13 protein-coding genes are annotated in these 13753 nt (G+C 49.4%); 2 read left to right on the top strand and 11 right to left on the bottom strand.

Annotated features, from left to right (window positions below; genetic code table 11):
• The first annotated feature begins 13 nt into the window (after window positions 1-13).
• Window positions 14-1600 carry a SusD/RagB family nutrient-binding outer membrane lipoprotein gene (locus tag ICL55_RS08995; RefSeq protein WP_188096214.1) on the top strand — a complete coding sequence of 529 codons (1587 nt, stop codon included), beginning with the start codon at window positions 14-16 and terminating at the stop codon, window positions 1598-1600.
• Window positions 1601-1807: 207 nt separating this feature from the next.
• Window positions 1808-3112: a DUF5690 family protein gene (locus tag ICL55_RS08990; protein ID WP_188096212.1), complete on the top strand. Its 1305-nt coding sequence runs from the start codon at window positions 1808-1810 to the stop codon at window positions 3110-3112.
• Window positions 3113-3289: 177 nt separating this feature from the next.
• On the opposite strand, the gene ICL55_RS08985 is transcribed toward ICL55_RS08990, so the two are convergent.
• From ICL55_RS08985 to ICL55_RS08935, 11 genes are all read right to left on the bottom strand, one after another.
• Window positions 3290-3496 carry a Sec-independent protein translocase subunit TatA/TatB gene (locus ICL55_RS08985; protein WP_169222999.1) on the bottom strand — a complete coding sequence of 69 codons (207 nt, stop codon included), beginning with the start codon at window positions 3494-3496 and terminating at the stop codon, window positions 3290-3292.
• A 132-nt stretch (window positions 3497-3628) separates the two neighbouring features.
• Window positions 3629-4186: an alpha-ribazole phosphatase gene (gene cobC / locus ICL55_RS08980; protein ID WP_188096210.1), complete on the bottom strand. Its 558-nt coding sequence runs from the start codon at window positions 4184-4186 to the stop codon at window positions 3629-3631.
• A complete protein-coding gene (locus ICL55_RS08975; RefSeq protein ID WP_188096208.1) occupies window positions 4168-4947 on the bottom strand; it encodes an adenosylcobinamide-GDP ribazoletransferase in 780 nt (259 codons plus the stop codon). The genes cobC and ICL55_RS08975 overlap by 19 nt, the downstream gene beginning before the upstream one ends.
• Window positions 4944-5987, bottom strand: a complete 1044-nt coding sequence (gene cobT, locus ICL55_RS08970; protein WP_188096206.1) for a nicotinate-nucleotide--dimethylbenzimidazole phosphoribosyltransferase — start codon at window positions 5985-5987, stop codon at window positions 4944-4946. Before cobT ends, ICL55_RS08975 begins: the two co-directional genes overlap by 4 nt.
• An 8-nt stretch (window positions 5988-5995) precedes the next feature.
• Window positions 5996-6511 carry a bifunctional adenosylcobinamide kinase/adenosylcobinamide-phosphate guanylyltransferase gene (locus ICL55_RS08965; RefSeq protein ID WP_188096204.1) on the bottom strand — a complete coding sequence of 172 codons (516 nt, stop codon included), beginning with the start codon at window positions 6509-6511 and terminating at the stop codon, window positions 5996-5998.
• Between the two features lie 111 nt (window positions 6512-6622).
• Window positions 6623-7951: a DUF5074 domain-containing protein gene (locus ICL55_RS08960; RefSeq protein ID WP_188096202.1), complete on the bottom strand. Its 1329-nt coding sequence runs from the start codon at window positions 7949-7951 to the stop codon at window positions 6623-6625.
• Between the two features lie 135 nt (window positions 7952-8086).
• Window positions 8087-8683 carry a DUF6580 family putative transport protein gene (locus tag ICL55_RS08955; protein WP_188096200.1) on the bottom strand — a complete coding sequence of 199 codons (597 nt, stop codon included), beginning with the start codon at window positions 8681-8683 and terminating at the stop codon, window positions 8087-8089.
• A 17-nt stretch (window positions 8684-8700) separates the two neighbouring features.
• On the bottom strand, window positions 8701-10641 hold the full coding sequence (locus ICL55_RS08950; protein WP_188096198.1) for a TonB-dependent receptor plug domain-containing protein: 1941 nt from the start codon (window positions 10639-10641) through the stop codon (window positions 8701-8703).
• 96 nt (window positions 10642-10737) lie between these two features.
• Complete coding sequence (locus ICL55_RS08945) at window positions 10738-11388, bottom strand: tetratricopeptide repeat protein (protein WP_188096196.1); 651 nt, start codon at window positions 11386-11388, stop codon at window positions 10738-10740.
• A 64-nt stretch (window positions 11389-11452) separates the two neighbouring features.
• Window positions 11453-12358 (bottom strand): EamA family transporter, encoded by a 906-nt coding sequence (locus tag ICL55_RS08940; protein WP_188096194.1) that lies wholly within the window; start codon window positions 12356-12358, stop codon window positions 11453-11455.
• A gap of 103 nt (window positions 12359-12461) precedes the next feature.
• On the bottom strand, window positions 12462-13688 hold the full coding sequence (locus ICL55_RS08935; protein ID WP_188096192.1) for an MFS transporter: 1227 nt from the start codon (window positions 13686-13688) through the stop codon (window positions 12462-12464).
• Window positions 13689-13753: the final 65 nt, after the last annotated feature.

The following is a 13753-nucleotide window of genomic DNA, read 5'->3' as shown; positions in this document are numbered from 1 at the left end:
AAACATGAATTGTATGAAATCACTGAAAATAGTTGCCTTCGCTGCGTTGGCTGGTATCACCTTCAGCAGTTGCAATAAAAAGTTTGAAGACTATTCCATTAATACCAATAAACCCGCTAAAGTACCACCCAGCCTTGTGTTGGGAGGTGTTTTGGGAGATATGAATGCAGATAAACCCTGGAGCGTGGTCATGCGCTGGAACCAGTTTGACTGCTGTAACTATAACTATTATGGGGATCAGCGTTACGACTGGAATGGTGCTGATTTCGCCAGCTATTTCTCCCTCACGAACGTACAGCAGATGGAAGCAGAAGCAGCCCGGCTGGGAGGAAAGGACGTGAATCCTTATACCGCACTGGGTAAGTTTGCCCGTGCTTTCTTCTACTACCGGCTGTCCAGCCTCGTAGGCGATGTGCCGATGAAAACTGCCCTGCTGGGTAAGGATAACATCGCGCCAACTTACGATGCGCAGAAAGCGGTGTTCGTACAGATATTGCAATGGCTGGAAGATGCCAACACACAGCTGGGCGCACAGATAGCGAACCCTGATAAATCCAATACAGCAGAAGGACAGGTGCTGAAAGGTGATTTTTACTATGGTAATGATCTTGCCAAATGGCAGCGCGCTGTAAACACCTTCCATTTGCGCGTGTTGATTGCATTGAGTAAAAAATCAGGAGATGCAGACATTAGCGTGGCGCAGCAGTTTAAGAATATCGTTAGTAATCCTGCTAAATATCCACTGATGGAATCGATGGACCACAACATGCAGTTCATCTACAATAACATCAACAAGTATCCGTCTAACCCCGATAACCTCGGTTTTGATGCCACCCGCTACAATATGTCGGCTACCTACCTCAATACACTGGTAGGACTCAACGATCCAAGGGCTTATGTGACCGCTGAACCAGCCACCAAACAGATCAACGAGCTGCACAAGCTGCCTTCTGACATCACGGCGTATGTGGGTGCTTCTTCCGGTGAAAGCCAGGAAGATATGTCCTCCAAAATGTCGAACGTTGATACTGCCGCTTATTCCCTGCGCAGCAGAAGCCGTTACTATAGCAATTATGCTGCCGAGCCGGGTGTGATCATCGGTTATCCTGAGCTGTGTTTTAATATGGCAGAAGCTATTAATCGCGGATGGGTCACCGGTGATGCGGAGACCTGGTATAAAAAAGGTATCAAAGCTTCCCTGAGTTTTTATGGTATCCCTACAGAAGTAGCAGGTACTGTCAACAAAACGTATAAGGGTACACGTTATGATATCCCTTTTGACTTTGAGAATGGTTATTATCAGCAGGCAACGGTGAAGTATCAGGGCAACAATGCACAGGGCCTGGCACAGATCCTGACGCAGAAATACCTCGCCTTCTTTGAAAACTCCGGCTGGGAGGCGTATTTCAACTGGCGCCGTACAGGAGTGCCTACCTTCCTGACTGGTGCTGGGACGGGCAACAGCGGTGTGCTCCCGAAACGTTTCAAATATCCGGATACAGAAAGATCTGCCAATACCGTTAACTGGACCGCTTCACTGAAGAGCCAGTTCGGTGGTAGCACCGATGATATCAACGCCGCCATGTGGCTCGTGCAATAGAAATTACGAATTACAGATTACGAATTACGAAAGGAGGGCTTCTTTATGGGCAGGTTACTTAAATAACCTTTCTGTAGGGAAGCCCTCCTTTCGTAATTCGTAATCTGTAATTCGTAATTGTTTTAGTAATACTTAACAATTAGTTCAGTATTGCTTAACAATTAGTTTACATTGGATAGGCACCTTTGACCCAAATATTGAATGGAAATGCTGACTATTCCCTGGATACAGAAGCGGCTGGAGCGTGCGCCGAACGTTGTTTTGTCTTTGTATGCCGCACTGGTGGCCTTTGGAACTTATTCCTGCATGTATGCTTTCCGGAAACCATTTACCGCCGGCATATTTGAAGGGCTTTCCTTTTGGGGCGTGGATTACAAGATATGGCTCGTGATCAGCCAGACGATCGGTTATGCCTGCAGTAAGTTCTATGGCATCCGTTTTATCGCGGAAATGAAAGGGAGCAACCGTGCGCAGTATATCATTATGCTGATCCTGATTTCGTGGGCGGCCTTACTGGGTTTTGCCCTGGTGCCGACGCCATTTAATATCTTCTTTCTCTTTATTAACGGGTTTCCGCTGGGCATGATCTGGGGGCTGGTATTCAGTTACCTCGAAGGTAGGCGGAGCACGGAGTTTATGGGAGCCGTGTTATCTATCAGCTTTATTTTCTCTTCTGGTTTTGTAAAATCCGCCGGTAAGATGACCATCCTGTCGTGGCATGTGTCGGAATACTGGATGCCTTTTGTAACGGGGCTGTTGTTTCTGGTGCCTATCCTCATTTTTATCCTGCTGCTGGAGCAAATACCGCCGCCGGGTGCAGAAGATGTGCAGATGCGTACGAAAAGGGTGCCGATGAACAAACAGGAGCGTAAACGTTTTTTACAGACGTTCCTGCCGGGCCTGGTGCTGCTGATTGGCAGTTATGTGCTCCTGACCGTGCTGCGTGATATGCGGGACAACTTTGCCGCCGACATCTGGAAAGACCTGGGTTATGGTGGAGATACCGGTATCTTTACCCGCACTGAAATACCCGTGTCTATTGCCATTATCGTGATTATGGGAATGCTGGTTTTTGTGAAGAATAATTACCAGGCATTTATGCTGAACCATGTGATCGTGATTTCCGGTTTCCTGATAGCGTTGATTAGCACGCTGGCTTTCCGGCAACACCGCCTGGACCCGGTATGGTGGATGACGTTAACGGGACTGGGATTATACATGGGTTATATCCCTTTCAACTGTATTTTCTTTGAACGACTGATAGCCGTATTTAAATACGCCAGCAACGTAGGTTTTATCATGTATGTGGCCGATTCTTTTGGTTATCTGGGCAGCGTTGGAGTGATGTTGTTCAAGAATGCCAGCCATATGCCTTCGTCGTGGAGCCAGTTTTTTGGAGATGCTGTGTTGGGCGTCTGTGTCACGGGGATTGTAATGATGGTGGTATCTTCCTGGTATTTCAAAAAGAAGTATAATGGCGACAGCCTTAAATTAGGATTTACGATTTTTTGATTTGCGATTTTTTGATTTTGGGGATAAAAAAAACGAAGACCAATGAATCTGGGATTTACGATTTTTTGATTTTGGGAATAAAAAAAACGAAGACCAATGCGATTGTATTCACATGGGTCTTCGCTTTTATCAATCTACGAAATCAAAAAATCGTAAATCAAAAAATCCCTAAATATTTTATGCTTTCGGCGCTTCTTTAGAGTCTTTTTTGGGTTCATCTTTGGCATCTTTGAACTCGCGTATGCCACTACCCAAACCACGCATTAACTCAGGTATCTTTTTACCACCAAACAAGAGGAGAACTACCAGTGCGATCAGCAGTAATTCTTTGATACCGATTTCCTGCAGAAACAAAAACGGAATATTCAAAAGTGATGTTGCCATTATAAACTGTTTTTTATGGTGTGCTTTTAATATACGGCGATTCCAGACATAAAGTTAGCACGAAATCAGAGTTTTTTCGACTTTTGCCCAGATATTTGAGAATTTTAATATAATCACCATAAACACAATAAATTACGAATTATAAAAAATAACTTTTATATCTCCATTCTCTACTTGTAGTTGTGAAATTCTCCCATATTGGACCTTCAGGTCGAAGGAATCGACCAGAGGCGTATTGGTGGCGTGGGCGAGGATTGAGCGGATGACACCGCCATGTGTGACCAGCACCGCATTGTTACCTTTTTCGATAATTTCTTCTACAACCGCCATGGTGCGGATATAAAGCTCTTCATAACTTTCGCCCTGAGGCACTTTCGCCTGCACAAAATCGTCGGCCCAGACTTGCAGCTCTTCTTTGCCAATGGCTTCCCAGGCCAGCATTTCCCAGGCGCCGAAATTCATTTCTTTCAGTCGTTCGTCGGTAACCACATTATTGCCAAAGAGCGTAGTGGCCAGCTTATGGCAGCGTTGTAAGGGGCTGCTATACACGTCGAAAGTGCCTTCCGGCAACTTTGCCTTTACAGCAGCAGCTTCCGTTTCAAAAGTATCTGCTACGTCGATGTCTGAAAAACCGTAACAGATGCCGCTCTCAATAGCGGGCGTGGTATGTCTTATGAGGTATATTTCCATGCGAGAATGCAAAAGCACAAATATATGACTGTTTCAGAAACCTGTTGTACCGCCCCAAGACAGTCGCCGGTATAACCACCAATCCATTTGCTCATCAGGCGTGCCATATACCAGCGTACCAGGAACAGCGCAGGTAGTATAAGTAACAGGGCGTAATTGCCGGTAAGGGTAATCACCGCCAGCAGGGGCAGCAACCCGAAAACGCCAGCCAGTATCAGATCGGGCAACAGAATGCCTTTGGATACCGGTTTGGCTTTGCTGTCTTCATTTTCCCTGACATATTGATGGGTATAGATAATGCTGACAGCCACAAAGCGGCTCAACGGCTGGGCGATGATCACCGCCAGCATCACCTTGTTGAGCGTGAGTGGTATCAGGCAGATATATTTCATGGTCATCAGCAGCAACAGTCCCAGCATGCCATAGGTGCCGATGCGGCTGTCTTTCATGATTTCCAGTATCTTTTCTTTGGTCCAGCCGCCGCCAAAACCGTCACACATATCGGCAAAACCATCTTCATGAAAAGCGCCGGTTACCCAGATGCTGATGACGATAGACAACAATACTGCTACCAGCCGGGGTGCGATATCGCCGAAAGCATATAGTACGGCCAGCATAAAGCTACCGGTGATCCAGCCTATCAGCGGCAGATACCGGGTGGCTTTGTTGAGCATTTCAGGGCTATATGGCGCGCTAACGGTAACGGGTATACGTGTGTAAAACATGATGGCGGTTAGCAGGAGCTGCCACTGTTTCTTCATATTGTACGGTTTGATACCTGGGCGCTGTTAAAGCTGGCCATGTCCCGGAGGAAGAGTACAGCGCTTTGGATGACAGGAATAGCCATGGCGGCGCCGGTGCCTTCACCGAGGCGCATATCCAGCTGCAGCAGCGGTTTTACGTCGAGGAACTGCAACATGGCCTTATGACCTTTTTCTTCTGAGCAATGCGCAAACACACAATAGTCTTTTACGGCCGGTTGCATGGCTACGGCGGCCAACAGTGCGGAAGAAACAATGAATCCGTCGATCACCACCATCATTTTTAAGGCGGCTGCCTGCAGGATGGCGCCGGTGAGCATGGCAATTTCAAAACCGCCATAAGTGGCCAGCGCCAGCGCTGGGGTGGGTGGTTTCAGATGATGGGCCAGCACCTGTTGCAGCACGGCTTTTTTCTGGGCCAGTTGCTGGGCATTACTGCCGGTACCGGTACCTACACAGTCGGCGATGGACATGCCGGTAAAATGGCTCATCAGCAGCGCGGCGGAAGAGGTGTTACCGATACCCATCTCGCCGAAGCCAATGATGTTACAACCGGCGTCGTGCGCCAGTTTCACTTCCTCCGCACCGGCAGCCATCGCCAGCCGGCATTGGTCGGGCGACATGGCCGGGCCATGCAGGTAGTTCTGCGTACCGCACGCGATCTTACGGTCATGCAGCAGGGGATGCGCCGGGAATTCATGATTTACGCCGGCATCAACTACCGTCAGCTGCAATTGATGCTGCCGGCAGAACACATTGATGGCGGCACCGCCTTGCAGGAAATTATAGACCATCTGTGCGGTAACAGCCTGTGGAAAGGGATTCACCAATCCTTCAGCGGCAATGCCATGGTCGCCTGCAAAAACAATAAGATGAGGGTGACGTAATTCAGGTGTAAGGCTGTTTTGGATCAACCCGGCCTGTAATGCCAGTTGTTCCAGCCTGCCCAGAGAACCGGGCGGTTTTGTTTTCTGATCGATCTTGTCTTGTAAGGCTGATTTCAGCGCTTCAGACAAAGGGGAGACAGCAATCTGCATCATGTTATTTTTTAGAGGTCTCTTTTCTTAATTACAACCGGGATACCGGAAACCATTAGTACGACGGTGTCGGCTATGCGTGCAATGTATTGGTTGGCCCAACCCTGAAGGTCTGTAAATTTACGGCCAACGGCAGTCTCGGCATGTAGACCCATGCCTATTTCATTGGTTACAATGAGGAAATGCCCGGGCAGCTCCCGCAACGCGTCGATCTCCGCCTGCAGCGCTGCCAGTGCTTTGTCAATGTCATAATCGTGGAGCGAAAAAAAGTTCGTGAGCCATAAGGTGACACAATCGATCACCACGGTCCGTCCTGCCAGCGGCAAACGGCTTACGTACAGCTCTTCCTCGTAGTTGGTCCAGGAAGGGCCGCGCTCTGACTGGTGACGCCGGATACGTTCGGCAAAGTCCTCGTCCCATATTTTGGCGGTGGCCACATACACCGGCGGCTGGCCGGAAGCCAGCGCCTGATCTTGTGCATACCGGCTCTTACCGGAACGGGCGCCACCTGTAACGAGTGTGATCATATCGATAAATTACGAATTACCAATGACGAATGACGAATGGAGGGCTCCCTTTTGGAAAGGTTATAAATAACCCCTCTGTAAGGGAGCCCTCCATTCGTCATTTGTAATTTTCTAATTGAATACGGGAATAGCCGGGAAGAAGTACCCGGTATATGGAATGTTCTTCACTACAGCACCGGTGGTGGCGTTATAGATAAAGAGGGTATTTTGTTTGAAGTGGGTGCCATAACCGGGTTCTACGCCGGTAGCCACCAGGGTGTTATTAGCCGGGTTATACCGGAAACCTGCACCATACAGCTCTCTGTCTGTCGGCAAGGTGATGAAAGGCGTCTGCAGGGAAGCTGCATTACCGGGTTGGTATTTATAAATTTCTTTGCCATTGATGCCCCAGTCGTTGGTCTTAGCAATGAATACAGCATTTTCAACGCTGGATGCGGTGATCATCGTGGCATTCCAGGCTCCCCATGCGCCATATACCGGGAAGGGCAGGGCGATGGTATTAACAGCCAGTGTGGTGGAATTGATGGCATACAGGTTCTGGCCCTGGCCTGCCCAGACAGTTCCGTCCGGCGTGATGGCCAGTCCAATGTCTGCTTTCACCAGGGTGGTCGCGATGCTGAAATCATTGGCATTGAGTACTACGATACCTGCTGATTCTGACATGACAAATACGTAGTTGCCAGCTTTCAGCATGCTACCTGCCTGGCCGGTGATACCGGGGATTTTGGCGCCAATGGCGAGAGAGCCGAGATCTACCGGATAAACCCCATCGGTGGTGGACAGCAGGCCCTTGCTATTGTTAACAGGGCAGAAAGCGTTTGCGGTGGCGGGGGGCTGTGGCGTGCGGCCCAGCTCTTTCATGGAATGCACATCGGCAGCTACCATCGGTGCATCTTTGGAGACCAGGTAAATCCGGTTATTGAAAACAACGCCGTATTCTGCGGTGGTGCCCAGTGTTTTGCCGGGGTTCTCCAGCTGGAAGACGTTCTTATGCAGGGTATCTTCTCCATAACGGTAGAAATTCACATCTCCTTTTTCGTTGCCAAACCAGCCTTCATTGACGATGAAGAACCCGTTGTCATACTTATCTGTTACCTTGATACGGTAAAAATAGGAGTTGAGGCTGTTGCCTGCGCTTACCTTGAAGGTGATGGTATAATCGCCGGAAGCGGTAGGTTTAAAGGTATAAACAGAATCGGTGCCTGCGGTTACGCCGTTTACCAGCCAGAGAAAGGAGGGATCTTTGGCATTAGTAAGCTGCGGACGTAATACGCGGGTGTCACCAACGGCTATGGTGTCTTTACCATCTTTAAGTCCGGGGTTGCTGATAACAGGGATGACCACTTCTGCGATATTATCTTTCTGACAGGCGGAAAAAGTCAGCAATGCAGCTGCAGCCAGGAGAAAGAGCTGTTGCAAATGGCATGTAAATCTACGCATGGTACGATTGTTTGTTGGGTCTAAATATTTAGAGATTTAGCTACTGTTATAGAGCAGGTCATTTTTATCTCTGTAAAAACAACCAGTGCGCTATAACAATAATTAAATCTCTAAATCAAAAAGTGAGGAAATATTTTAGTGAGCCAGACGCAGTTTGCGGTCTACGATGGCATAGCTGCCGAAGAAAATAGTGCTGTACACCAGGGTGCCTACCAGGAAATACTTCATGAAAGGAATAGCCAGGATGTAACATTTGGTCAGGCCTGCCATGTCTCTGGTAAACGGTAAACCAGTAGTGATATCAGTGGAGCCACTGATCCATACGCCGAAGTTGGAAATCAGGAAATGTGTCAGCGCGCCTGCTACTGCTGCAACAGCGATGCGGCCTACGCTCATCTTACGGATCACCAGCTGACCAATCAGCACAATGAACACAAAGCTGATGTAGTTGGCTGCCCAGCCTTTGTACAACAGACCCTGCGCATATTCCCGGTGAAATACCTGCATCAGGATAATATCACTGAGGAATAAGGTCAATAGCGGAAACGCATAGGACTTCCATTTTTCGGAGAACGCAGCTCCGCCAAACAGCGCCATAGCACCTACCGGTGTAAACATGGCAATCGGTTGGAGAGTAGACTGATCAGCTCCCAACACTACTCGTATAATACCTGCCACCAGCATAAACAGCAGCAGTATACCAAACCGGGGATTAAGATTTTTTAAAGACATTATGTTGGTTTTAATGTTTACAAATTCAACACAACACCGGCATTACAGTTAAACCGGCGGGAATTATAGCCAAGGATATCAAAATACTGATTATCGGTAATATTTCGGAACCCGGCATAAATTTTCAGCAAGTTACCAAATTTATACTCACCATAGAGGTCCAGCGTGTAATAATCTCCCATAGGCTTTGCTCCCTGATAGCGCTCGCCGGTATACCGGTAAGAAGCGCTGGCATACAGGGCGCGGGTAACCTGGTAACCCAAGGTGGCGTTCACCGCGTGTTTGGGGATTCTGTACAGATTATACCAGGAGGTATCTTTTCCGTTCTGGGTGGTATGCAGGCGACCGTCGGTATAAGCATAGTTTACGTTCAGGTCCAGCTGACGGGTAATGTGCCAGTCGGCCTCCACCTCTGCACCATAAGCCCACTGTTTATCAGCATTCACATAGTTACTGGTAAAAAGGATCAGGTCACTGGTACGACGACCAAAGCCCGTCACCCTAAAATCCAGCGCCTGGTGGGCCACAGTAGCCTGGTAACCACCTTCGTAGCTAACGGTGGACTCCGGCTTCAGGTCCTTGTTACCATATATCGATGTATACAGCTGATACAGGGAAGGGATCTTATACGCAGATGATATATTAATAAATACTTTATGATTTTGATGAATCAGGTAAGATGGGTTGAAGGTGAAGGTCTGGTTGTTGCCATAGATGTTATGGTGATTGAAACGACCACCTGCTTCCAGATTAAATCCACCCAGGTTGTGCAGTAACAGCGAAGCATACACGCTGGTTTGGCGGGCATGGGCGCTATCATAAGACAGGCGGGTGAACTCCATCTGCGGATTGGGGTCCCACGGAGCGGGCTGGCCCAGGCGCTGATTGAACTGGTCCATATTGGCCGAGGAGAAGGCGCCACCGGCTACCAGCCGTATCACACGGGAGGCATTCCAGTTGACATAACTCTCTACCTGATGGATATTGGAGGTGAAGTCGGACAGATCATATTTGCTGAAGCCTGTCGGGGCAACGTATCCGGAGTCGTTCAGGATATGGCGTTTGGTACGCTGGTAGCTGTACAGCACGTGCCAGCTGCCGTTTTTGAACTGGTATTCGCTGCTGAACCCATGGAGCATATTATTGGCTTTACCGGTATAGTCCCGGTCATCGATAAACGCTCCTTCGTCCAGGTCGTGACGGTAGTTGCTGTAGTCGAACAGGTACTGAAGCCGCCAGCGGGAAGTGGCCTGTAGGCCCAGTTTGGCGAATACGCTGTGCTGCTGGAAGCCGTCCTTATCGAAACCGGCTTTGCCGGTAGAGTCGTAGGCGTCAGAGAGGCCGTTGGATGTTTCGTATTTGTAGCCCAGCAGGTAGGAGAATTTGCCGGCATTGCCATAGGCGCTGACGTTACCCAGGAAGCTGTTGTAGCTGCCGTAGCTGGTATTGGCGGTGACGCCGAATTTTTTATCGGTTTTTTTCCGGGTGATGATATTGATCACGCCAGCTACGGCATTGGAGCCGTAGAGTGTGGACTGGCTGCCGCGGAGGATTTCAATGCGTTCAACCAGGTCGGGGGAGATGAAGTTGAGATCAAAGGAATTGGCTATCTGGGAGGCATCGCTCACCGGCAGGCCATCTATCAGTATCAGGGCGTTGCCGTTGGAGGCGCCCCGCATATATACTTCCGGTACCGTGCCCCGGTTGTTTTGAGCACCGTTGATGGTAATGCCAGCCTGTTGACTGAGAATTGCGGCGATGGTTTTGCCGCTGTTTTTTTCCAGATATTCATGCGTAAGGATGGTGACTACCTTGCCGGTTTCGCTGGCCTTTTGCGGCCCTTTGGTGGCTGTGACAGAGACCTCGTTCAACTGGCTGATCCGCGGCACGGAATCTTGTGCTGTAGCGGAAAAGGGTAAAGAGAAGAGGAGGGGGAGCGTGTAAAGTTTCAAGTTCATAGTGGGCGAAATTACGAATTCGGCACTATGCACAAGATAAAAAAAGAAGGCCGGATGACTATCATCCGGCCTTGCTTTCAAAATATGATTGTCTGATCAACCAGGCATTCTGGAGATGTACTTGTCCATTTCCTTGATCTGGTTTACGATCTGGGCAGTAGTAGGCTTTTGCGCTTTGGCTCTGCGGAAGTATTCTTTAGCAGATTTGAAGTCGCGGCGGCTCATCGCGATGGATGCCAGCGTGAGCAGGGCGGCAGCGGTATTTTCTTTATCAGGTAAGCCCATACGCACTGCTTTCTTCAGGTTCTGGTCGGCCGTTTTCAGGTCGTTTTTCTGGTAAGCGATGGTGCCCAGCTGGAAGTACTGCATGCCTTCATATTCCTTCATGGGGCTACCGGACTGGATGCTCTGGCGGATAGTGGCCTCGGCTTTGTCCAGGTCGTTGCTGTACATCGCCATGTTGCTTTGCATGAAGTAGTATACAGAACGGATAGGTTTATACAGCAGTTTAGGGAACTTCACTTTATTCATGAGCGCAGTGGCGCGGTCTATATCACCGGCTTCCACCGCTTCCTGTACCATCCGCATAGGGCCAAACAGGAGGTGCGTTACAATACAGATCACGGCGATCAGCAGCACAACGGTCGCTTCCCACCATCCTACCGACAACCCGAGGGCGATACCGGCTACCAATAACACGATCCCGATCGGGAAACGATATAGAATAAAAAAGTTAAATGCTTTCATGAAAAAACTGTTCGTAAGTCACTTGTTTCTAATAGCGGGGGCAAAGATAAATAAAAAAAACACCTCATGGGTTTAATAGTTCGCTTTTAGCAGGGGCCACTTTGGGTTTTTTCAGGTTGGCCGCCACAATGGCCGCCAGGATGATGAAAACGCCGGTTATCTGTACCGGGGTAATCCTTTCGTGCAGGAACAGCGTGGCGGCAATGGTGGCTACCGGCAGCTCCGCTGCACTCAGGATGGCGCCCAGCGCCACGCCTGTCTGCGGCATCCCTTTGGAAAACAGGAAGGGTGGCAGTACTGTCCCGAAAAGGGCCAGCGGTACGCCCCACATCCACAAGGTGGTGGTGGCCATCCGGCCGTTCCACAGGTAAACCGGCGGGAACAGCAACGTGATGATCAGAAAAGCTCCGGTAACGATCCAGGCGCTCTTCAGCACCGGCGTAAGAGAGTGTCCCACACGACCGCTCACCACAATGAAGGTGGTATAAAAAAGCGCCGCCAGCATGCCAAACCCGATGCCCCGCCAGTCGAGGTGAACACCGTTGCTGTTAAACAGTCCCCCGGCTAACAGTGTGCCGCCGAGGATAAAGATAACCGCTACCCACTGAATAGCGGTGGGCCGCTTTTTATAAATCAGCCATTCGGCCAGCATACTCATCCAGGTAAACTGCATCAGCAGTATAATGGCCATACTGGCCGGGATATATTGTACACTTTGATAATAGGTGATGCTGACAAGGCCGGTGGAGCTGCCCAGTATGAAACAGGTGCGTGCTTCTTTGTTCCGGAGCCCCAGGGTAGTGCGGCCCGATAGAAAGTGAAGCGCCCATAATGCCAGCATCCCAAAGCCGGCTTGCACACTGCATAGCTCTCCAAGGGTAAAACCCTCCTGGTAGCCCAGTTTAACGATCGTCGATAAAATTCCAAAGCTGCAGGCGCCCAACAGCACCAACAGAATACCTTTCCACATGCTAAATAAATTTTCGATTTCCTGATTTTCGATTTTTTGATTTTAAATGAGGGAAAGTCAATCTAAATTCCAAAATCGAAAATCAAGAAATCGAAAATCAAAGTTATTGTTTTTCTTTTTTCTCCAGATTAGGCAGGAAGCCTGTCAGGAGCCCTATCAATGGGAGATAGGAACATACCTGGTACACATACCCGATACTGGTGGCATCGGCCAGTTTACCCAGCAGTGCTGACGCCACGCCGGCCATACCAAAGGCGAGGCCGAAAAAGAGGCCGGCAATCATGCCCACTTTGCCGGGTACCAGTTCCTGTGCATACACCAGAATGGCTGAGAAGGCGGAGGAGAGGATAACGCCAATGAATACACTCAATACGGCGGTCCAGAACAGATTGGCATAGGGCAGCAGCAAGGCAAACGGTGCTGCACCCAGAATGGATATCCAGATAACGTACTTCCGCCCGATGCGGTCGCCCACCGGGCCTCCAAAGAAAGTACCGGCGGCAACGGAGAACAGGAAGATGAACAGGTATACCTGTGAACTCTGGATAGATACGCCAAAACGATCTATCAGGTAGAAGGTATAGTAGTTGGTCATACTGGCCATGTAGAAATATTTGGAGAAAATCAGGATCAGCAGGATGCCCAGGGAGATGACCACGCGTACCGGCGGTAAGCTTTGCTGTTGCAGGTGCTGCACCGCTTTCTTCGGTTTTATCCGGTGGGTATTGCCTTTGAACCAATTACCGATATAGATCATGACAAAAATGGCCAGCAGTGCCAGCACAGAAAACCAGATCACATGAAACTGCCCGAACGGCACAATGATCGCAGCGGCCATCAACGGGCCCAGTGAGCTACCGGCGTTACCGCCTACCTGGAATAAAGACTGTGCCATGCCGTGTTTACCACCAGACGCCATATGCGCCAGGCGGGATGCTTCCGGGTGGAATACGGAAGAACCAATGCCTACCAGGGCAACAGACACCAGCAGCATCGGCAGGGAGCCGGCCATGGAAAGGCTCACCAGCCCTATCAGCGTAAAAGCCATGCCGATGGCCAGGGAGAAAGGCTGCGGCCTTTTGTCGGTAAACAGGCCTACCAGTGGCTGCAGAATAGAAGCTGAGAGCTGGAAGGTCAGCGTGATCAGGCCTATCTGGGTGAAATTCAGCTTCATGGTGTTTCTAACCAATGGATAAATGGCCGGTATGAGTGATTGTAATGTGTCGTTCAGCAGATGCGTGAAGCTAAGCGCAATCAGTATGGGAAAAACCGTCTGCTGGGCTACTTGTTGGGAAGCCGATTTAGGAGCTTCCTGTGTAATAGTGGTCATGGTTTCTTGTTTGAAGGTCAGATCATCTGATGTTTAAGGATAAAAAAATTATGAGCGCTGATACG

The sequence above is a fragment of the Chitinophaga varians genome, assembly GCF_014529945.1.
GTDB classification, from domain to species: domain Bacteria; phylum Bacteroidota; class Bacteroidia; order Chitinophagales; family Chitinophagaceae; genus Chitinophaga; species Chitinophaga varians.
The sequence above is the reverse complement of the archived record's forward strand: the minus strand, read 5'-3'. Positions and strand labels throughout refer to the sequence as shown.